At 63.4% G+C, this 17,901-nt stretch carries 18 protein-coding genes; 13 read left to right on the top strand and 5 right to left on the bottom strand.

Going from position 1 to position 17,901, the window contains the following annotated elements; genetic code table 11:
• Positions 1-98 precede the first annotated feature (98 nt).
• Positions 99-1,529 carry a sigma-54-dependent transcriptional regulator gene (locus tag DIE29_RS05070; protein WP_114649390.1) on the bottom strand — a complete coding sequence of 477 codons (1,431 nt, stop codon included), beginning with the start codon at positions 1,527-1,529 and terminating at the stop codon, positions 99-101.
• The gene (locus DIE29_RS05065; protein WP_114649389.1) at positions 1,526-2,707 is read right to left on the bottom strand and encodes a sensor histidine kinase; all 1,182 of its coding nucleotides are present in this window, start codon (positions 2,705-2,707) and stop codon (positions 1,526-1,528) included. Before DIE29_RS05065 ends, DIE29_RS05070 begins: the two co-directional genes overlap by 4 nt.
• A gap of 168 nt (positions 2,708-2,875) precedes the next feature.
• On the opposite strand from DIE29_RS05065, the gene fliF reads away from it, so the two are divergent.
• The 13 genes from fliF (at position 2,876) to fliR (ending at position 14,096) form a co-directional block, all read left to right on the top strand.
• Positions 2,876-4,534, top strand: coding sequence for a flagellar basal-body MS-ring/collar protein FliF (fliF, locus tag DIE29_RS05060; RefSeq protein ID WP_114649388.1), 1,659 nt, complete (start codon positions 2,876-2,878; stop codon positions 4,532-4,534).
• Positions 4,531-5,535 carry a flagellar motor switch protein FliG gene (gene fliG, locus DIE29_RS05055; RefSeq protein ID WP_102042111.1) on the top strand — a complete coding sequence of 335 codons (1,005 nt, stop codon included), beginning with the start codon at positions 4,531-4,533 and terminating at the stop codon, positions 5,533-5,535. The genes fliF and fliG overlap by 4 nt, the downstream gene beginning before the upstream one ends.
• Positions 5,536-5,554: 19 nt before the next feature.
• Positions 5,555-6,295, top strand: coding sequence for a flagellar assembly protein FliH (locus DIE29_RS05050; RefSeq protein ID WP_114649387.1), 741 nt, complete (start codon positions 5,555-5,557; stop codon positions 6,293-6,295).
• The gene (gene fliI, locus DIE29_RS05045; RefSeq protein WP_114649386.1) at positions 6,295-7,698 is read left to right on the top strand and encodes a flagellar protein export ATPase FliI; all 1,404 of its coding nucleotides are present in this window, start codon (positions 6,295-6,297) and stop codon (positions 7,696-7,698) included. Before DIE29_RS05050 ends, fliI begins: the two co-directional genes overlap by 1 nt.
• 87 nt (positions 7,699-7,785) lie before the next feature.
• A complete protein-coding gene (gene fliJ / locus DIE29_RS05040; RefSeq protein WP_114649385.1) occupies positions 7,786-8,235 on the top strand; it encodes a flagellar export protein FliJ in 450 nt (149 codons plus the stop codon).
• Positions 8,236-8,306: 71 nt separating this feature from the next.
• A complete protein-coding gene (locus tag DIE29_RS05035; protein ID WP_114649384.1) occupies positions 8,307-9,551 on the top strand; it encodes a flagellar hook-length control protein FliK in 1,245 nt (414 codons plus the stop codon).
• 91 nt (positions 9,552-9,642) lie between these two features.
• Positions 9,643-10,209, top strand: coding sequence for a flagellar basal body-associated FliL family protein (locus DIE29_RS05030; RefSeq protein WP_108080352.1), 567 nt, complete (start codon positions 9,643-9,645; stop codon positions 10,207-10,209).
• A gap of 14 nt (positions 10,210-10,223) precedes the next feature.
• On the top strand, positions 10,224-11,237 hold the full coding sequence (gene fliM, locus DIE29_RS05025) for a flagellar motor switch protein FliM (protein WP_102042117.1): 1,014 nt from the start codon (positions 10,224-10,226) through the stop codon (positions 11,235-11,237).
• Positions 11,230-11,715, top strand: coding sequence for a flagellar motor switch protein FliN (gene fliN, locus DIE29_RS05020; RefSeq protein WP_114649383.1), 486 nt, complete (start codon positions 11,230-11,232; stop codon positions 11,713-11,715). The genes fliM and fliN overlap by 8 nt, the downstream gene beginning before the upstream one ends.
• A gap of 142 nt (positions 11,716-11,857) precedes the next feature.
• Positions 11,858-12,274: a flagellar biosynthetic protein FliO gene (fliO, locus tag DIE29_RS05015; protein WP_237269512.1), complete on the top strand. Its 417-nt coding sequence runs from the start codon at positions 11,858-11,860 to the stop codon at positions 12,272-12,274.
• Positions 12,264-13,016 (top strand): flagellar type III secretion system pore protein FliP, encoded by a 753-nt coding sequence (fliP, locus tag DIE29_RS05010; RefSeq protein ID WP_102042119.1) that lies wholly within the window; start codon positions 12,264-12,266, stop codon positions 13,014-13,016. The genes fliO and fliP overlap by 11 nt, the downstream gene beginning before the upstream one ends.
• A gap of 17 nt (positions 13,017-13,033) precedes the next feature.
• Positions 13,034-13,303 (top strand): flagellar biosynthesis protein FliQ, encoded by a 270-nt coding sequence (gene fliQ / locus DIE29_RS05005; RefSeq protein ID WP_114649382.1) that lies wholly within the window; start codon positions 13,034-13,036, stop codon positions 13,301-13,303.
• A 10-nt stretch (positions 13,304-13,313) separates the two neighbouring features.
• Entirely contained in the window at positions 13,314-14,096 is a 783-nt protein-coding gene (fliR, locus tag DIE29_RS05000; protein WP_114649381.1) for a flagellar biosynthetic protein FliR, read from the top strand.
• Between the two features lie 16 nt (positions 14,097-14,112).
• On the opposite strand, the gene DIE29_RS04995 is transcribed toward fliR, so the two are convergent.
• The 3 genes from DIE29_RS04995 to flgK are packed head-to-tail and all read right to left on the bottom strand — an operon-like array spanning position 14,113 to position 17,898.
• Positions 14,113-14,658 (bottom strand): hypothetical protein, encoded by a 546-nt coding sequence (locus DIE29_RS04995; RefSeq protein ID WP_114649380.1) that lies wholly within the window; start codon positions 14,656-14,658, stop codon positions 14,113-14,115.
• Positions 14,659-14,664: 6 nt separating this feature from the next.
• The gene (flgL, locus tag DIE29_RS04990; protein WP_114649379.1) at positions 14,665-15,942 is read right to left on the bottom strand and encodes a flagellar hook-associated protein FlgL; all 1,278 of its coding nucleotides are present in this window, start codon (positions 15,940-15,942) and stop codon (positions 14,665-14,667) included.
• Positions 15,943-15,951: 9 nt separating this feature from the next.
• Positions 15,952-17,898, bottom strand: coding sequence for a flagellar hook-associated protein FlgK (gene flgK / locus DIE29_RS04985; RefSeq protein WP_114649378.1), 1,947 nt, complete (start codon positions 17,896-17,898; stop codon positions 15,952-15,954).
• Between the last annotated feature and the right edge of the window lie 3 nt (positions 17,899-17,901).

Below are 17,901 nucleotides of genomic sequence, written 5' to 3'. Positions count from 1 at the left end.
ACGCATGCCACCAGTTTCACGATCAGGCGTGCCCTGCCCGGCGCAACTTCAGCGCCTCACCAAACCCCAAGCAAAGAAGATGCCCGCAGCCGAACCCCTCAGACCTCGTATCCCTCTTTGCGATACTGCTGCAGCTTGTAGCGCAGAGTACGTTCGGAAATTCCAAGCTTTTCAACGGTTTTCTTGCGGGAGCCGCCAAACTCGCGCAATGTTGCCAGAATGTGCTCGCGCTCCAGATCCTTCATATTGGCCGGCCGCGGCGGCGACACAGGCGGCGCGGATGAGGCCGCGGCGGCAAAACTTGCCGGCAGACTTGTCGCGGGCGGCGGCGCGCTCATGGCCACTGGCTGCGCAGCGGTCTGCGCATTCGCCTGCGGCGACCGCGACGCGGCCTCGCCATGCCAGTGCGGCAGGCACAGCCGGATGGTTTCGGGCAACACGCTGTCGCCGGCGGTCAGAATCAGCACCCGGTGCATGGTGTTTTCCAGCTCCCGGACATTGCCGGGCCAGTGGTAGGCTTGCAACAGGGCTTCGGCCGCGGGAGAAAGATGCGCCTGGCGTTTTAACCGCTCACCGTGACGGGCCAGAAAATGGCGGGCCAGCGGCAGCACATCGCCCGGCCGTTCGCGTAGCGCCGGAATCGCCAACGGAAACACATTGAGGCGGTAGTACAGGTCTTCACGGAAACGGCCGGCGGCAATTTCGCGCAACATGTCGCGGTTGCTGGTGGCCAGCACACGGATATCCAGCGCCACCGGTTTTTTGCCGCCCACCCGCTCCACTTCGCGCTCCTGCAGCACGCGCAGCAGCTTGGCCTGCAGCCCGAGCGGCATTTCGGAAATCTCGTCGAGCAAAATGGTGCCGCCCTGGGCCTGTTCGAACTTACCGGGCTGGGCGCTGTGCGCGCCGGTAAATGCGCCTTTTTCGTAACCGAACAACGTAGCTTCCAAAAGGTTCTCAGGAATCGCCGCGCAGTTGATGGCCACAAAGGCGCCGCGCGCGCGCGCCGAGTGGTGATGGATATAACGCGCAAACACTTCCTTGCCCGTGCCCGACTCGCCGGTCAAAAGTACCGTGGCATCGGTTTCGGCCACCCGTGCAGCCAGCGCCAGCAGATTGCGGGTGTGCGGGTCTTCGGCAATGGTGTCATCGGCGGCAGGCGGTACCGCGGCGTAGCGGCGCACATGCTCGAGCAGCACTTCGGGCTCGAACGGTTTCATCAGAAAATCGCAGGCGCCGCCGCGCATCGCAGCAACAGCCTTGTCCACGTCGCCGTAGGCGGTCATCAGCAACACCGGCACATGCGGCTGACGGCTGCGCACCTCGCCGAGCACCTGCAGGCCGTCCAACGGTTGCATGCGCAAGTCGGTAATCACCAGATTGAAGGACTGGCGTTCCAGTTCGGCCAGCGCCGCCGGTCCGCCATCGACGCCGGTCACGCCGTGGCCAGCCATCTCCAGGGTGAAACACACCGCGTCACGCAATGCGTCATCGTCTTCAACGACCAGGATGTTGAGTTGTTCGATCATGGTACGACCTTGCCGTCTGCGTCTGCGCCCTCGGTCGGCAGCGGGACGGTGAGCACAAAGGTGGAGCCCTTGCCGAGCGAAGACTGCAGGGTGATGTCGCCGCCGTGTGCACGCGCCACGCCGCGGGCAATTGCCAAGCCTAAGCCGGTGCCCTCGGCCCGGGTGGTGAAGAAGGGTTCGAACAGCCGCGCTTGCAAAGCCGGCTCGATGCCGCGCCCGGTGTCGCGGACGGTAAACACGATGTCTTGCCCTAGCTGACCGACATGGCAGTCGACACGTCCGCCCGGTTCGGTCGCCTGAATGGCGTTTTCCAGCAGATTGGTGAGCGCGCCGGCCAGCGCCTTGCGGTCGCCATGCAGTTCCGTGTCGCCGCAGTCGCAGCGGCTGGTGAATTCGATCTGCCGCGCACGTGCCACCGGCTCCAGGGTATGCGCCAGCTCAGCGCTCAGCTCGCAAACACTGAAATACTGTCGCCCCAGACTGTCGCCGCGGGCAAACAGCAGCATGTCGCGGATCAGCCGTTCCAGATAGCGCATGCGCTCGATGGCGCGATCGGCCACCTTGAGGCGTTCGGCCGGTCCAAGTTCGGGCTGGCGCAGATTGCCGATGTAGAGCAAAGCCGCTGCCAGCGGGGTGCGTAGCTGGTGCGCCAGACCGGCGACCATCTCCCCCATGGCGGCGAGGCGCTCGTTGCGCTCGGCGGTCAGACGCATGCGATGGGTTTCGGTAATGTCATGCAACAAGACGATGCGCTCGTCGCCGGACTCCAGCGCGGTCTCCGACACCGACAGGCGGCGCGGACCGTCGGCCAGTTCCACGCTCATTTCCCCCGGGGTTTCGGTGGCCTGCAATGCCGCTCCCACCTGCTTCCAGGATTGTCCGGTGATACCGGTGCCAAGCAGTTCCTCGGCGGCGCGGTTGACCTGCACCAAGGTGCCGGTGCGATCCAGTACCACCACGCCGGCAGGCAGTGCGCCCATCAGCACGGTCAAGCGTTCGGTCAGCTGCTCGACCCGGCCCTGCAAGGCTTTGTAAGCCTGTGAAAGCTCTTCCGAGGCCCGGCTGAACAACTGGAAGGCTTCGGCCAGTTGCGCCGCATCCAGGCGCGCTGCGCCCCGCTCGGCTGCCGTGCGCGGCACCGATCGATCGGAATCGGCAGAAGCTGCGGTATTGGGCATCGGAGTCGGACTCCCGGCGGCTTTTTCATGGCTGGCAGTCTAGCTGCGCCACAGTGTATGGTAACCGGCAAACAGGCGGCAAAAAATGCCGCTTTTCCAAACATTGATGTTGCGCCTGTAGGCAGACAATCCCGGCATCCGTCAAAGGGACTGCAACAGGAATCCAGCATGGCAACCGCAGACACCGCCGCTGCCGCACCAGCCCCCCGCTCTCGATTGCAGCAGATCATCGACAATATCCGCGCACTGGACCAGAAACAGAAGCTGGCCGGCGCGGCGGCGCTTGCGCTGGCCATTGCATTGGTGGTCGGGGTGCTGCTCTGGCAACGCGAACCCGCCTATGCAGTGTTGTTTTCCAATTTCGATGAGCGCGACGGGGGCGCCATCGTCACCGCGCTGCAGCAGCAAAACGTCCCCTATCGCCTGTCGCCCACCGGCAACGCCATCCTGGTACCGGCCGAACGAGTACATGAGGTGCGCCTGCGCCTTGCGGCCGAAGGACTGCCCAAGGGCGGGCTGGTCGGTTTCGAGGTCATGGAGACCCAGAAGCTGGGCATTTCGCAGTTCCACGAGCAGGTCAATTATCAGCGCGCACTCGAAGGCGAGCTGTCGCGCACCATCCAGTCGATCGCCTCGGTGGCCAGCGCCCGGGTGCATTTGGCGATTCCGAAGCAAACCGCGTTTTTGCGCGACAACCAGAAGCCGACTGCCTCGGTGATGATCAACTTGCGCCCGGGGCGGGTACTGGACGAAACGCAGATTGCCGGCATCGTGCATTTGGTGGCCTCGAGCGTGCCACGCATGGCGCAAAGCGACGTGAGCATCATCGATCAGACCGGCACCTTGCTCACCCGCAAGCCGAACGCGCTCGACCGCCCGGGCCTGGAACCGAAACAACTGGATTATGTGGCCGAGGTCGAAGCGGCATACATTCGGCGTATCGAAAACATCCTGCTGCCCATTCTCGGCAAGGGTAATTTCAGCGCCCAGGTCACCGCCGACATCGATTTCAACCAGGTCGAACAAACGGCCGAGACCTACAAACCCAATCCCTCGCCCGACCAGGCCATCCGCAGCCAGCAGATCAACGAAAGCCGCAATGCCGACGCCGGTCCGCAGGGCGTGCCCGGCGCACTGACCAACCAGCCTCCGGTGCCGGCAACCGCCCCGATCACCACACCGTCGGTGGGCAATGACGGCGCCTATGCCGCGGCGATCAACAGCACCCGCAGCGCGGTCACCAATTACGAGCTCGACCGCACCATCCAGCATGTGCGCCAGGCCATGGGCCAGGTCAAGCGCCTGTCGGTGGCGGTGGTGCTCAACAACCGTACCCGGACGAACCAGGCGGGCGAAACCGAGAGCGTGCCCTTCACCGAGGAGGAAATCGCCCAGATCACCAGCTTGGTACGCGAAGCCATGGGTTACAACCAGGAACGCGGCGACAGCCTCAACGTGGTCGGCAGCGCCTTCGCCGAACCGGAAGCTGCCCCTGAAGTACCATTATGGAAAGATCCGGATGTGCTCGAACTGGCCAAGGAAGCCGCCGGCTATCTGCTGATCCTGCTGGTGGTGCTGTTCGTGTATCTGGCCATCATCCGTCCGCTGCTGCGCACCGTGGCGCCGCCGCCCCCTGCGCAGGAAGAAGAGGACGAGGAGATGGAAGAAGACGAAGAAGATGTCGAGGTCAGTTTGTCGGCCGCTGCCGCGGTGGATTCTTACGAAGCCCGCTTGGCGCGCGCCCGGGAGCTGGCCAGCCAGGATCCCAAGATCGTTGCTGCGCTGATCAAGGAATGGATGGGTGTGAGTGAGGAGGGTCGCAAGTGAGCACATCCCCGGAAGAAGGTCTGGAAAAAGCGGCGCTGCTGCTGCTCACCCTGGGCCCGAACGAAGCCGCCGAAGTCCTCAAGCATCTGGGCCCGCGCGAGGTGCAAAAACTCGGTATGAAGATGGCGACCATGCCGGCGCAGCCGCGCAGCAAGGTCGAACCCTTGTTGGACGAACTGGAAGCACACGCCAGCAAGGGCGCGGCCATCCAGGCCGACGAAGCGCAGATTCGCGAAATGCTGACCAAGGCGCTGGGCGACGAGCGCGCCGCCCATCTGCTGTCGCGCGTACTGAGCGGTTCGGACACCGCCGGCATCGAAAGCCTGAAATGGATGGACGCGGCCACTGCCGCCGATCTAATCAAGAACGAACACCCGCAAATCATTGCCACCATCCTGGTGCATCTGGAATTCGATCAGGCAGGCGAAATTCTCAAGCACTTCCCGGAGCGGCTGCGCAATGACGTGGTGCTGCGCATCGCCACGCTGGACGGGGTGCAGCCGGCAGCGCTCAAAGAGCTCAACGATGCCCTGACCCGCATGCTTTCAGGGGCTTCCACGGTCAAAAAAGCGGCCATGGGCGGGGTGCGCCATGCCGCCGAGATTCTCAACTTCGTCGGCTCGGCGGCCGAAACCGCGATCATCGACAACGTCCGCGAATACGATCCCGATCTGGCCCAGAAGATTCTCGACGAAATGTTCGTGTTCGAGAACCTGATGGACATCGACGACCGTGGCATCCAGACCATTTTGCGCGAGGTGCAGTCCGATTCGCTGGTGATCGCGCTCAAAGGGGCGGCGCCGGAACTGCGCGAAAAAATCTTCAAGAACATGTCCAGCCGGGCAGCCGAAATGCTGCGCGAAGATTTGGAGGCCAAGGGCCCGGTGCGCCTGTCCGAAGTCGAAGCCGAGCAGAAAGAGATCCTCAAGATCGTTCGCCGCCTGGCCGAGGAAGGGCAGATCATGCTAGGCGGCAAGGGCGGCGACGATGCCTTTGTGTAGACCTCGACATCCGCCGCTGATGGCTATCGAACGTCACCAGGCCGCAGGCGCCTACCGGCGCTGGGAGCCGCCATCTTTCGACCCCCAAGAGCAGGCGCCGGCGCCCGAGCCGTCTGTCCAGCAAGCGCCCCCGCCATCCAGCATCGAGGCCGAAGCCACCCTGCCCGCCGACTTCCGCTTTCCCACCGCGGAAGAGCTCGAACGCATGCAGGAACAAGCGCGCGCCGAGGCGCACCAGGAAGGCTATCGCGCCGGCTTTGCCGCAGGGCAGCAAGCCGGCTACCGCGAAGGCCATGAAGCAGGCTACCGCGACGGTCTTGAACAGGCGCGCGCCGAAGCGCAAAAACTAGGCCACATGGTCGAAGCGCTCGAACACGCCTTCGAGCAACTCGACGCCCAGATCGCCGAAGAGCTGATGGGGCTTGCGCTGGCCATCGCACGCAAAATGGTGGGCGACACGCTGGCTACCCAGCCACAAGCCATTGCCGACACGGTGCGCCGCGCCCTGCAAGAATTGCCGCAGCGCTCGGCCATCATCCGTCTGCATCCGGATGACGCGGCGCGGGTGCGGGAACTGCTTGGCGAGTCGCTTGCCCACGGCGCACACCGCTTGATCGAAGACGACACGCTCACCCCCGGCGGCTGCGTGCTCGAAGCCGGCGACACCCGGGTGGACGCCACGGTGCACACCCGCTGGCGACGCATCATCGAAAACCTGGGGCGGGACGAGACCGCCTGGGATGCGAACGACGACAGATGATGAGGCAACCGGCTGACACCTGGCGCAACTATCTGGCCGGCAACCGAGCAATGGCCGACGACGCCCGTCCGTTCGAACTCTCCGGCCGCCTCACGCGCATCAACGGCCTGGTCATGGAAGCGGCCGGACTCAAGCTGCCGCTCGGCTCGGGCTGCCGCATCATGGTGCCAGGCGGCGGTTGGGTGGAAGCCGAAGTCGTCGGCTTTCATGGTGAAAAGCTCTACATGATGCCCACCGAGGATGTCTTCGGCTTGGCCCCCGGCGCCTTGGTTCTGCCACTGGAAACCCCGCCCAACCGCCTCCAGCCCGGACAAGACGCCCCGCGCAACCGGCGCGCTGCCGACCGTGCCAAGCACCTTCCGGTGGGCGAGGGCCTGCTTGGCCGGGTGGTCGATGGCGGCGGGCGGCCGCTGGACGGTTTGGGCCCACTGGACGCCCCCCAGACCCGCTCGCTACAAAGCCGCCCCTTCAACCCGCTGCAGCGCGCACCGATTGCCGCCCCGCTGGATGTAGGGATCCGCGCCATCAACAGCTTGCTCACCGTCGGCCGCGGCCAGCGCCTGGGCCTGTTTGCCGGCTCGGGGGTGGGCAAGTCGGTGCTGATCGGCATGATGGCGCGCTACACCTCGGCGGATGTGATCGTCGTCGGGCTGATCGGCGAACGGGGGCGCGAGGTCAAGGAATTCATCGAGCACAGCCTTGGCCCGCAAGGTCTCGCCCGCTCGGTAGTGGTGGCCGCCCCGGCCGACACCAGTCCGTTGATGCGTCTGCAAGGCGCCGCCTACGCCACCACCATTGCCGAACACTTCCGCGACCAGGGCAAACAAGTGCTGCTGATCATGGATTCGCTGACCCGCTATGCCATGGCCCAGCGCGAGATCGCGCTAGCCATCGGCGAACCTCCGGTCACCCGCGGTTATCCGCCCTCGGTATTCGCCCGCCTGCCAGCGCTGGTCGAGCGCGCCGGCAATGGCCCGGACGGCGGCGGATCGATCACCGCTTTCTACACCGTGCTGGCCGAAGGCGACGACCAACAAGACCCAATCGCCGATTCAGCCCGGGCCATCCTCGACGGCCACTTCGTACTCTCACGCACATTGGCCGACCAAGGCCACTACCCGGCCATCGACATCGAGCAATCCATCTCACGCGCCATGCACAACCTGGTGAGCGCGGAACACTTTGAACTGGTGCGCCGCTTCAAACAGTTGTTTTCGCGTTACCAGCGCTCGCGCGACCTGATCGCGGTGGGCGCCTACCAGCCGGGCGCCGATCCGCTGCTCGACACGGCCGTTGCGCTTTATCCTAAACTTGAAGCGTTTCTCCAGCAGCGTATCGACGAACGCGAAGCCTTTGATACCGCCGCCGCCAAATTGCACCGGCTCTTCGCCCCGGCGGACTGACCCGCACCCCGCACCGGGTGAGCGCGCGACCGGCCGCCCGAGCGCTCGCCCTTGCCGCCGCGGCCCAAACGCGACCCAAGAGAGGCCATGTTGAACAGGACATCTCCGCTACAACCTCTGCTCGAACTGATGCAGACGCGCCTGGATGACGCCGCCCGCCGGCTGGGGGCGCTGATTGCCAGCGAAACCGAAGGTCAGCGCAAGCTCGAGATGCTGCAAAGTTATCGCGACGAGTATCAGCAACGCTTCTTGCAAGCTGCGGCCAGCGGCATTGGCCCGGATGCCTGGCGCAACTACAGCGCTTTCTTGGCCAAAATCGATGAGGCCATCGCTGCGCAACGCGGCCTGGTGGAGCAATCCCGGCAGCTCACCCTTCAAGGCCAGCAGGTGTGGATCAACCACCGCAACAAGGTCAAGGCCCTCGACACCCTGACCCAGCGCCAACGCAGCGCAGCGCTGCGCGCCGAAGCGCGGCAGGAACAACGGCTGTCCGACGAGCACGCCGCCCGCCGCTTCCCCGGCAAGGCAGACGACTAGCAACATTTCGGCAGGACTGGCACACCACTTGCTCGATTGGTTGGCAGACAAAACCCAAGAGGTCAGCCACCATGACGTCTCCGCTCACCTTTCAACCCCAGTACGCTACCGCCGCGCCATCCGGCTTGCCGCCTTTCATGACCCCTCAAGCCGGTCATGGCAGTCAAGCCGGGGACTTTTCGCAGACCTTGCAGAACCGTATGACAGCCTCCCGGGATCGCAGCGCCGAACGCCCGAGCGACACCTCGGTAGCGCGCGAGCGGCCGGCCACCGACCACGTTCGCAAGACTGAATCCAGCCGCAGCCCCGATGCCCGGCGCAGTTCAGAAACGCCTGATCGCACCGAACCGGCACCGCCCAGCGACCCGTCGGCCAAGGATTCCACGACGTCCGCCGCCCCCAACACGGACGGCAAGGAAGCGCAGCCGGCCGAGCACGCCGAAGCCGGCAAAGCTGCCGCCGACGGCAGCGGCGTTGCCGCACAACCGGCAGCCCTTGCCGCCCCGATCCCCTTGCCGGCCGCAGACGCCGAGGCGCTGCTCGCCGCTGCCGATGGACAGGCCGAAGCGCTGCAAGACACCGGACCTTCCGGCAAACCCCAGGCAGGCGCGGGACTTTTGGCCGTCACGGATGACAAAGCCGGCAAAGGGGTGCAAAACGCGCTCGCCGATCAGACCGCAACCCTCGCCGAAGCGGCGCCCGGCGCCAACCGTGAGATAACGCTGCCGGTACAGGGGCCGGCCGGCCTTGGCGCCAAGGCGGGCGCCGTGCCCGAGGGCCCGACCAAGGCAGTCGCAGCGCTGCAAAACGACCCTGCCAGCGCGCTGCACGGCGTATTGGCGCCACGCAGCGCCCATCCGCTGCAGCCGGGCGCACAGTTGCAGGTTGCAACCCCGCTCGGGCAGCAAGGCTGGGCTGAAGATGTCGGCAGCAAGCTCATCTGGATGAGCAACCGCGGCGAATCCAAAGCAGAGCTGGTGATCACCCCGCCGAACCTTGGCAAAATCGAAGTGTCGATCAACCTCAATGGCGACCAGGCCACGGCCCAATTCCTGGCCAGCACCCGGGAAGCCAAGGAAGCGCTGGAACAGGCCATGCCGCGGCTGCGCGAGTTGATGGCGCAATCCGGGGTCAGCCTGGGGCAGACCAGTGTCAACACCTCGGGCGATCAGCGCAGCGGTCAGGACACCGCTACGCCGCACAACCCGCAGGCACGCCAGAGCTGGGGCTGGACGTCGGAGACGGGCCTTGGCAGCATCGGTCATGCCACCGGATGGACCCGGCAAGGCGAGGGTCTAGTGGATATTTTTGCCTGAAGCATGAAATAAGGGTGCGTCTGCCCCACTTTTTCGTGCTTCAGATTCAATCGCGCTCGCCGATAATCGAAGCATGAAAAAGGAGTAAACGATGGCCAAGGCGCCGGCAAAACCGGAAGTGGCGGCAACTGACGCACCCGCCCCCAAAAAGAGCAAGCTTTTGATCATCATTTTGGTGGTCTTGGTGCTGCTATTGTTGATCGCGGTAGCGCTGGTCGGGGTGCTGTTACTGGTCAAAGGCAAAAACAGCGGCGACGACCATGCCGAAGCCGCCCCGGCCCCGGCGGTGCAGGCGGCGCCGACGGTGGATCTATCCAAGCCACCGGTGTTCGTGCAACTGGACACCTTTACCGTCAATCTGGCGCGCGAAGAAACCGACCACTATCTGCAAACCGTCATTGTGCTGCGGGTTGCCGACGCGGCCGTGGGCGCGCAACTAAACGGCTTCATGCCCGAAATCAGGCACCGCATCAATCTTTTGCTGTCCAGTAAAAAGCCGTCCGAGGTCTCCACCACGGAAGGACGGGAACAGCTCGCCCGCGAGGTGCTGGTGCAGGTCAATGAAGCGCTGGGCGCCCAAGAGCCGCGCGACCCCCGTCCGGGCATTCCATGGGGGCCGGTGCATGGCGTGCTGTTCAACTCGTTCATCATTCAGTAACGAGGCGGCCAATCATGTCTTCGGACTTTCTCTCTCAGGATGAGGTCGATGCCCTGCTGCGCGGCGTCACCGGAGAGTCCGACGAACCCGAGACCGAGGAAGCCGAGGCCGCCGGTGGCATACGGCCCTACAACCTGGCCACTCAGGAGCGCATCGTGCGTGGGCGCATGCCCACCATGGAGCTCATCAACGAACGCTTTGCGCGCTACCTGCGCATCGGCCTGTTCAACTACATGCATCGCAACACCGAAGTGTCGGTGGGGCCGATCAAGGTGCAAAAATATGGCGAGTTCGTGCGCAACCTGGTGGTGCCGACCAACCTCAATCTGGTTACCGCCAAGCCGCTGCGCGGCACCGGGCTGGTAGTGTTCGACCCCAACCTGGTGTTTCTGGTCGTAGATAACATGTTCGGTGGCGACGGGCGCTTTCACACCCGGGTCGAAGGGCGGGATTTCACCCCCACCGAACAGCGCATCATCCAGGGCATGCTGGGGGTGGTGTTTACCGAGTACTGCAAGGCTTGGGCGCCGGTCTATAAGATCGAAATGGAATATGTGCGCTCGGAGATGAACTCCCAGTTCGCCAACATTGCCACGCCCTCAGAGATCGTGGTGGCCACCACTTTTTCGCTGGAAATGGGCGGCGCGCAAGCCGAGATGCACATCTGCTTTCCTTACTCGATGATCGAGCCGATCCGCGAGATGCTCTACTCGACCATGCAGAGTGACCATCTCACCCAGGACAAGCGCTGGATCAACCTGCTTTCCCGCCAACTGCAGACCGCCGAGGTGGAACTGGTGTGCAACCTGGGTCATGCGCGGGTGACCTTGCGCGACATCGTCAACATGCGCGTCGGCGATGTGATTCCGCTCAACGTCCCCGATCTGGTGCAACTCGAAGCTGACGGCGTGCCGGTCCTCGAAGGACACTACGGCGTGCTCGGCGGTCAGTACGCAGTCAAGGTGGAACGCTTCCTCGCCAGTGAGGACGCCGATGCCACACCAATACCCGGAGCCCAAAATGGCTGAGAACGAAACCGAAGAAGGTCAAATCACCGAAGACGATTGGGCGGCTGCAATGATGGAGCAGGCCGCGGCCGAATCGGCCAGCGGGGATGCCGAGGCTGCACAGGTGGCGGCCGATCTGGCGGCCGCCGCAGCAGAAGGCGAGTCGCCCTATCAGGCCAAACCCGCCAGTCATCTGTTCCCGGACTTTGGCGCGCCAACGGCTCAAGGCGGCAGTCTGAACGACTTTGACATGATCTTGGACATCCCGGTCCAGCTCACCGTGGAACTGGGCCGCACCAAGCTGTCGATTCGTAACCTGCTGCAACTGGCCCACGGCTCGGTGGTCGAGCTAGACGGCCTGGCCGGTGAGCCGATGGACGTGTTGGTCAATGGCACCTTGATCGCCCAGGGCGAAGTGGTGGTGGTCAACGATAAATTCGGCATCCGTCTGACCGACATCATCACGCCGGCCGAGCGGATGCGTAAGATCCGCAGCTAGTTTTTCGGCAGCCATCGGCTGCTGCGTTCGACCGCTGGCACTGTCAAACCTTGGAATAGCCGCGCTTTTCCCCGCCTGTTCCGGCCGTGCCGGTTCGCGGCCGGCGTATATGCTCGAGCTATCGTCACTTTCCCGCACTGCCGTGTCCCGCGTCTGCGCCTTGCTCCTGCCGTTTCTGTCTGCCGCCGCGCATGCACAGAGCACTACCCCGGCGACCTCCGAGCTGGGCAGCGGGTTCGGGCAGATGTTGTTCGGCTTGGCCGTGGTCATCGCCATCCTGTTCGCCACCTTGTGGGCAATCAAACGCCTTACGGCCCCGCGCGGCGGCAGCGTGCCACTCAAAGTGCTCGGTGCCACCGCAGTCGGACCGCGCGAGCGGATCGTGCTGGTGGAGCTGGCCGGCAAGGTGCTGGTGCTTGGCGTCACCCAGAGTAGCGTGCAAACCCTGCATGTGCTCGATGCCGGCGAGCTTCCTGCCGCAACACCGCAGCCGCCCACTGGCCTGGATTTTTCCGCCTGGCTCAAGCAATCCGTCGAACGCCGCAAACATGGCAGCTAAACCCCGCATCCTCCGCGCCCTGCTCGGCCTGCTGTTGCTGGTCGGGCCGGCGATTGCGCTGGCCCAGGTGATGCCGGCGGTCACCGCCACCCCGACCGCCGGAGGCGGCACCCGCTACAGCCTGAGCGTGCAGACACTGCTGCTGCTCACCTCGCTGACATTCCTGCCGGCGGTGGTGCTGATGATGACCAGCTTCACCCGCATCGTCATCGTGCTGTCATTGTTGCGCATGGCGCTGGGCACACAGACTTCTCCCCCAAACCAGGTACTGATTGGCTTGGCGCTGTTTCTCAGCTTTTTCATCATGGCCCCGGTGGCCGAGAAGGTTTATCTGGAGGCCTACCAACCGATGGCCGAAGGCACGATCGGCTTCGATGACGCGCTGGAGCGTGCCGCGGTGCCGATGAAAGCCTTCATGCTCGCCCAAGTGCGCGAGCCGGACCTGGCCTTGTTTGCCGAACTGGCCAAAGTGCCGCCGGTCGACAAAGCGGAAGATTTGCCGATGCGGGTAGTGGTGCCGGCCTTTGTCACTTCGGAACTCAAGACCGCATTTCAGATCGGTTTCATCGTGTTCATTCCGTTCATCATCATCGACATGGTGGTCGCCTCGGTGCTGATGTCCATGGGGATGATGATGATGAGCCCGGTCATTGTCTCCCTGCCCTTTAAGCTGATGCTTTTCGTTCTGGTCGACGGCTGGACGCTACTGGTCGGTTCGCTGGTACGAAGCTTTGCCATTTGACCCCCAGGAGTGCCGACATGACCCCCACCGCCGTCGTCGATTTGGGCCGCCAAGCCGTGGAAGTGGCACTGTTGGTTTCCGCGCCGATGCTGCTGGCCGCGGTGGTCACCGGACTAGTGATCAGCATTTTCCAAGCCGCCACGCAAATCAATGAAATGACCCTGTCTTTCGTGCCGAAAGTAGTGGCCATGTTCATCGCCATGGTGGTGGCCGGCCCGTGGCTGCTGACCGTGATGACCGACTTCATCCGTCGGCTGTTCGAATCCATCCCGACCTTGATCGGCTAGGGTTCGCCCGGTGCTGAGCGTCACCTACGAACAGCTTGCCGGCTGGCTTGCCGCCTTTCTCTACCCGTTGGCGCGCCTGCTGGGCATGTTCGCCAGCGCGCCGGTGTTCTCCAACCGCGCAGTGCCGGCACGGGTACGTCTGGGGGTCGGGCTGGGCATCGCGTTGGCCATCGTGCCGGTACTGCCGCCGATGCCGGCCATCGATCCCGGTTCTTATATGGGGCTGCTGGTGCTGTTTTGGCAAATGGCCATCGGTGTGGCCATCGGCTTCATGATGCGGCTGGTCTTTGCCGCGGTCGACATGGCCGGTTCGTTGGTAGGCATGCAAATGGGCCTGTCCTTCGCGATCTTTTTCAGCCCCGGCACCGGCGGCCAGACCGCGGTGCTGTCGGAGTTTCTGGGTCTGATCGCCACCTTGCTGTTTTTGGCGATCAATGGCCATCTATTGATGGTCGACGTGCTGGTGCGTAGCTTCGAGTGGCTGCCGATCGGCACTGCCCCCTTGTCGCCGAACGGCTGGCACTTCATCGTGCGCTACGCCACGGTGGTGTTTGCCACCGGGCTGCTGCTGTCGCTGCCCATGCTCACCGCGCTATTGGTTACCAACATCGCCCTGGGCATCCTCACCCGCGCCTCGCCGCAGCTCAACCTGTTTGCCATCGGTTTTCCGGTATCGCTGGCCATGGGCATGCTCGTCCTGATGCTGGCCATGCATTTTCTGGGGCCGGTGATGGTGAGCTTCTTCGAGCAAGGATTTTCAGCCATCGAATCAATGCTGGCCACGCTGGCCTGAGACGTCGGCTGCGCACTTACTGCATCGCAGCCTCAGCGCCAACCGGACCGAGCGTGGCCGGCACCAACAGATCGGGGAATTGCCGCGAACCGACCAGACGGATTGCGCCGCTTGCGCTGCGTTGGGCAAAGGGCCACATCGATTCGATGCCCTCTTCGTACTGCAGCACATCGAATCCGGCATAACCGCCCCGATCAGCAATCTGAGAGGCGACACGCAGAAAAATCCGCCGGGCCTCCCCTTCACCGCCACTGGCCAGATGCAATCTGGTCAACCGAAAAGCCACCGTGTCCGCAGCGGCGATCCGGGCGCTGATCGACCATAAAGGCGCGGATGGATCATCTAGCCTGTAAGTGTCCTGCTTGTCAGGGCGGCGATCCTCCTGCCAAGCCGCCAAGCGTTCGAGCAACGCGCCCAGACCTGGCGCAGCGGCCAGCGGCTGCGCGCCGACTTCATGGCTTTCGGTCAGCGTCGCCGGGCCATGACCGAGGCTTGCGCCTGCACACGCGGCAAGCACCGGCAACATGCCAAGCAGGATCCAAACCGTGCGTGCGCGCCCCATCGCCGATCAGTTGAGAAAGTTGAACAGCGACAAGTTGGTGACCCGCAAATAGGACTGCTGCGCGGCCTCCAAGAACGTCTGCTGACGAATGAGCCGGGAGATGGCCTCGGCGTAATCCACATCCTCCAAGCGGGAAATCGCCTCGGTGTATTGCAGTTCGAGATCGCTGCCGAGCGACTGCAATTGCTCCACCTCGACCATCTGGGAGCCGACTTGCGCACGCACCTTGAGCACGTTCTCCAGCGCAAAGTCGAAGTTCTCCAGCGCAAAGGCCACGCCACCGGCCGGCCCCACCCCGGTGTGGTCGTCGAAAGCACTGATGGCCAGCGCAAAGTTGGTGTACATATTGGTCGAAGCCACCATCACCTCGAAGGCATCGCCATGTTCGATGTTGCCGGGATCGCTCGGGTTGGCAGCCGGCACATAGGCAGGCAAGGCAATCTCAATGCCGTTGAAAGCGTAATTACTGCCCGGCGCCAGACCGCTGGCCACGGTGCTGCGGCCCAGCCCCGGCACCACCTCTTCGATGCCATAACTACCGGTAGCCGGGTTGCCTGGCGTGGTTTCGGTGTATGTGACGATATAGCGCCGGCCTTGATTAGCCTGAGCCAGCGGCAGATTGAGCGCATCCAGCGATACGGTCAGCGCAGCGCCAGTACCGCGGTTGTTGTGGCCACGAAAACTATAGAGCGCGTCGTTATTGGAGACTTGAAAGCCGTCGATCTGGCGGGTACGGTCGAACACATCGGTGCCGGCCAGACTGATCGGCATGAAGCGCGATGCACTAACCTGAATCGTACGTTCGCCCTGATCGCCAGCGTAGCTCACCCCACTGAGCCCGCCATTGAATGGCTGCACCCCCGCCCGGTAGCCGGAAAAGATGTATTCACCCTGTCCGTTTTGGCTGTTACCCAGCGCCAGCAGCGCATCGAATTGCGATTTGAGGTCGGTGGCAATGTAGCGCAAATCTTCGGCCGACATTGCGCCACTGCCGGCTTGCACCGCACGCTCGCGCGAATACTGCAAAATGTCGCCCACCCCGACCAGTTTGTTTTCCAACAGTTTGAGGTTGTCGTCCGCATAGCCGAGATTGACCGCAAATTGCTGGGTTACTGCCTTGGACTGATTCAACTCGAGGGCGCGAGCCGAAGCGATCGGATCGTCCGCAGGCGTCAGAATGCGCCGCCCGGTGGAGACCTGTTGCTGGGTTTTCAATAAATCGGCGGTCTGCTGCTGGATCGCAGTCAGCCCCTTTTGATAAATCATGCTGGTCGAAATACGCATGATGCGCTCCTATCGTCCAATCGACAGCAGTTCATCGAACAGGCGCTGGGCCACCGACATCACCCGTCCGGCCGCTTGGTAGGCTTGCAGGTAGCGGATCAGATTGGCGGCCTCCTCATCCAGATTCACCCCGGACAATGCGTCGCGCGCCTCGCTGGCCTGGGTCAACAAGGTTTCCTGCGCGCGCTCGCCAACCTGAACCTCACGCGTTTTGTTGCCGACCGCACTGACCAGTTGGGAATAGACCGATTGGAAAGTCGCCGTGGGCGCACCGCCGCCCGAACCGATCATGACTTTCTCGGTCTGCAAAGCGCCCAGCCGCACCGCATTGCGGTTGTCGGCAATGCCCGCGGTCGTCGAGGCAAAGGTAAAGGTGTCGCCCACCTCGGTGGTGCCAGCCAGTTTGAACGTAAAGCTGAAACCGGTTGCGGCGGTAATGGTAAAGACTTTGCCGGTAGCCTCGGTCGCCGGGTTGTAGGCCGCACTGGGCGCAATGGTATAGCCGCCGGGCAGGCCGGTCAGGTTGGTGCCGTCCCAAGTCAGCGTAAAAGGCGCAAAGTGCGGATCGGTGGATGACGGCGCCAAGCCGGCTACCGAATTGACCACGATGTCGCTCACCTTGGCGTTGCCGGCATTGGACACCGGTACGGTCACCGACACCGGACTGGCCGCCGCCACCTTGCGCGGATCATTGATTGCCACCGCCAGATCGCGCGCAGCATAGCGCGTAGGTTGGATCAGGGCGCTTTGACCCGCGGTCAGCGTGGAGCCCGACACATCGATCTGCAACCCTTCAAAAGTACTGCCCGGTGCGCTAAAGGTTTGGCTGGCACCGGTATTGATATTGGTGACGGTGTAATTGGCACCGTCAAAAGACAGTCTGTAATCGCTGGCGGTGAGCTGGCTAACCGCAGCCGGATCCACGGTGACGGTGGCAGCGGTGCTCGGCGTGGTCACCACCGCGGGGGCGGTGAAAAAGTCGCCGCCCAGCACACCGTCCAGGTCGCTGCCCAAGCGGTGCACCCGGTTGAACTCGGTAGCCAGCCCCAGGGCAATCAAGCCCAGACGGTTCTGCGCAGAATCCAGCGATTCGCGCCGGAAAGCCAGCAGCCCGCCCAGCGATCCGCCATTGAGTACCGACTCGGGCAGCAGAATCTGATTACCGTTGTCGGCCACCAGCACCACCGCACTGCGCGACGGATCGTTGAGCGACGGCTGGGTTGCCAGCCGGCTGACCGTCTGCCCAACCACCAGCGGCTGGCCGGAACCGATGAACACGTTGAGCTGACCGTCTTTTTCCAGCGTGGTCGAGGTTTTGATGAGTTTGTTCAGCTCACTGACCAGCACATTGCGCTGGTCGAGCAAGTCGTTGGCCGGCACGCCGTCCCCTGCGGCCTGAGCGACGACGATGCGCAGATTGAGCTGGGCAATCTGGTCGGCCAGTACATTGATGCTATCGACCGTGGTACCGATTTCGCCTTCGACCCCCGAGCGGATCTCGGTCAGGCGTTGATCCATTGCTTGGAAGCGACTGACCATGGCCTGGGCGGAAGAAATCAAAGATTGACGCGCGGGCACACTGGTCGGATTGGCGGCCACCTCCTGCGTACCGGCAAAAAACGACTGCAGCGCCGGAGACAGGCCGGCCGTGGGATCGGCCAGCAGGTTGTTGATCTGGGTGATCTGCGCACTGTAGGCGGCAAACTCCGAGCGCCGGTTGTCTGCCGCCAGCACCTGGTTTTCCAGAAACTGGCTGTACTGACGATTGACCCCGGCAATGCGCGTGCCCTGACCGAAGAAACCCACGCCCGAGAACAGCGGCTCGTTGGTGCTTTGCACCACGACTTGCCGGCTGTAGCCGGGGGTGGCCGCATTGGTAATGTTGTGCGACGTGGTATTGAGCTGTAGCTGCGCGGCGTTGAGGCCCGTCAAGCCGATGGTGAGCAGTCCGGCCATGAT

Origin of the sequence: Pseudothauera hydrothermalis (assembly GCF_003345255.1) — a bacterium.
GTDB lineage: Bacteria > Pseudomonadota > Gammaproteobacteria > Burkholderiales > Rhodocyclaceae > Pseudothauera > Pseudothauera hydrothermalis.
Note: the sequence above shows the minus strand (reverse complement) of the source record. Positions and strands in the feature narration are given on the sequence as shown.

Excerpts from the sequence above, each read along its gene's own strand:
- fliQ (WP_114649382.1), top strand. The coding sequence starts at position 13,034 with ATGACCCCCACCGCCGTCGTCGATTTGGGCCGCCAAGCCGTGGAAGTG.
- DIE29_RS05050 (WP_114649387.1), top strand. The coding sequence starts at position 5,555 with ATGGCTATCGAACGTCACCAGGCCGCAGGCGCCTACCGGCGCTGGGAG.
- DIE29_RS05065 (WP_114649389.1), bottom strand. The coding sequence starts at position 2,707 with ATGCCCAATACCGCAGCTTCTGCCGATTCCGATCGATCGGTGCCGCGC.
- DIE29_RS05070 (WP_114649390.1), bottom strand. The coding sequence starts at position 1,529 with ATGATCGAACAACTCAACATCCTGGTCGTTGAAGACGATGACGCATTG.
- DIE29_RS04995 (WP_114649380.1), bottom strand. The coding sequence starts at position 14,658 with ATGGGGCGCGCACGCACGGTTTGGATCCTGCTTGGCATGTTGCCGGTG.
- fliJ (WP_114649385.1), top strand. The coding sequence starts at position 7,786 with ATGTTGAACAGGACATCTCCGCTACAACCTCTGCTCGAACTGATGCAG.
- fliM (WP_102042117.1), top strand. The coding sequence starts at position 10,224 with ATGTCTTCGGACTTTCTCTCTCAGGATGAGGTCGATGCCCTGCTGCGC.
- fliP (WP_102042119.1), top strand. The coding sequence starts at position 12,264 with ATGGCAGCTAAACCCCGCATCCTCCGCGCCCTGCTCGGCCTGCTGTTG.
- fliF (WP_114649388.1), top strand. The coding sequence starts at position 2,876 with ATGGCAACCGCAGACACCGCCGCTGCCGCACCAGCCCCCCGCTCTCGA.
- fliN (WP_114649383.1), top strand. The coding sequence starts at position 11,230 with ATGGCTGAGAACGAAACCGAAGAAGGTCAAATCACCGAAGACGATTGG.
- DIE29_RS05030 (WP_108080352.1), top strand. The coding sequence starts at position 9,643 with ATGGCCAAGGCGCCGGCAAAACCGGAAGTGGCGGCAACTGACGCACCC.
- fliI (WP_114649386.1), top strand. The coding sequence starts at position 6,295 with ATGAGGCAACCGGCTGACACCTGGCGCAACTATCTGGCCGGCAACCGA.
- DIE29_RS05035 (WP_114649384.1), top strand. The coding sequence starts at position 8,307 with ATGACGTCTCCGCTCACCTTTCAACCCCAGTACGCTACCGCCGCGCCA.
- flgK (WP_114649378.1), bottom strand. The coding sequence starts at position 17,898 with ATGGCCGGACTGCTCACCATCGGCTTGACGGGCCTCAACGCCGCGCAG.
- flgL (WP_114649379.1), bottom strand. The coding sequence starts at position 15,942 with ATGCGTATTTCGACCAGCATGATTTATCAAAAGGGGCTGACTGCGATC.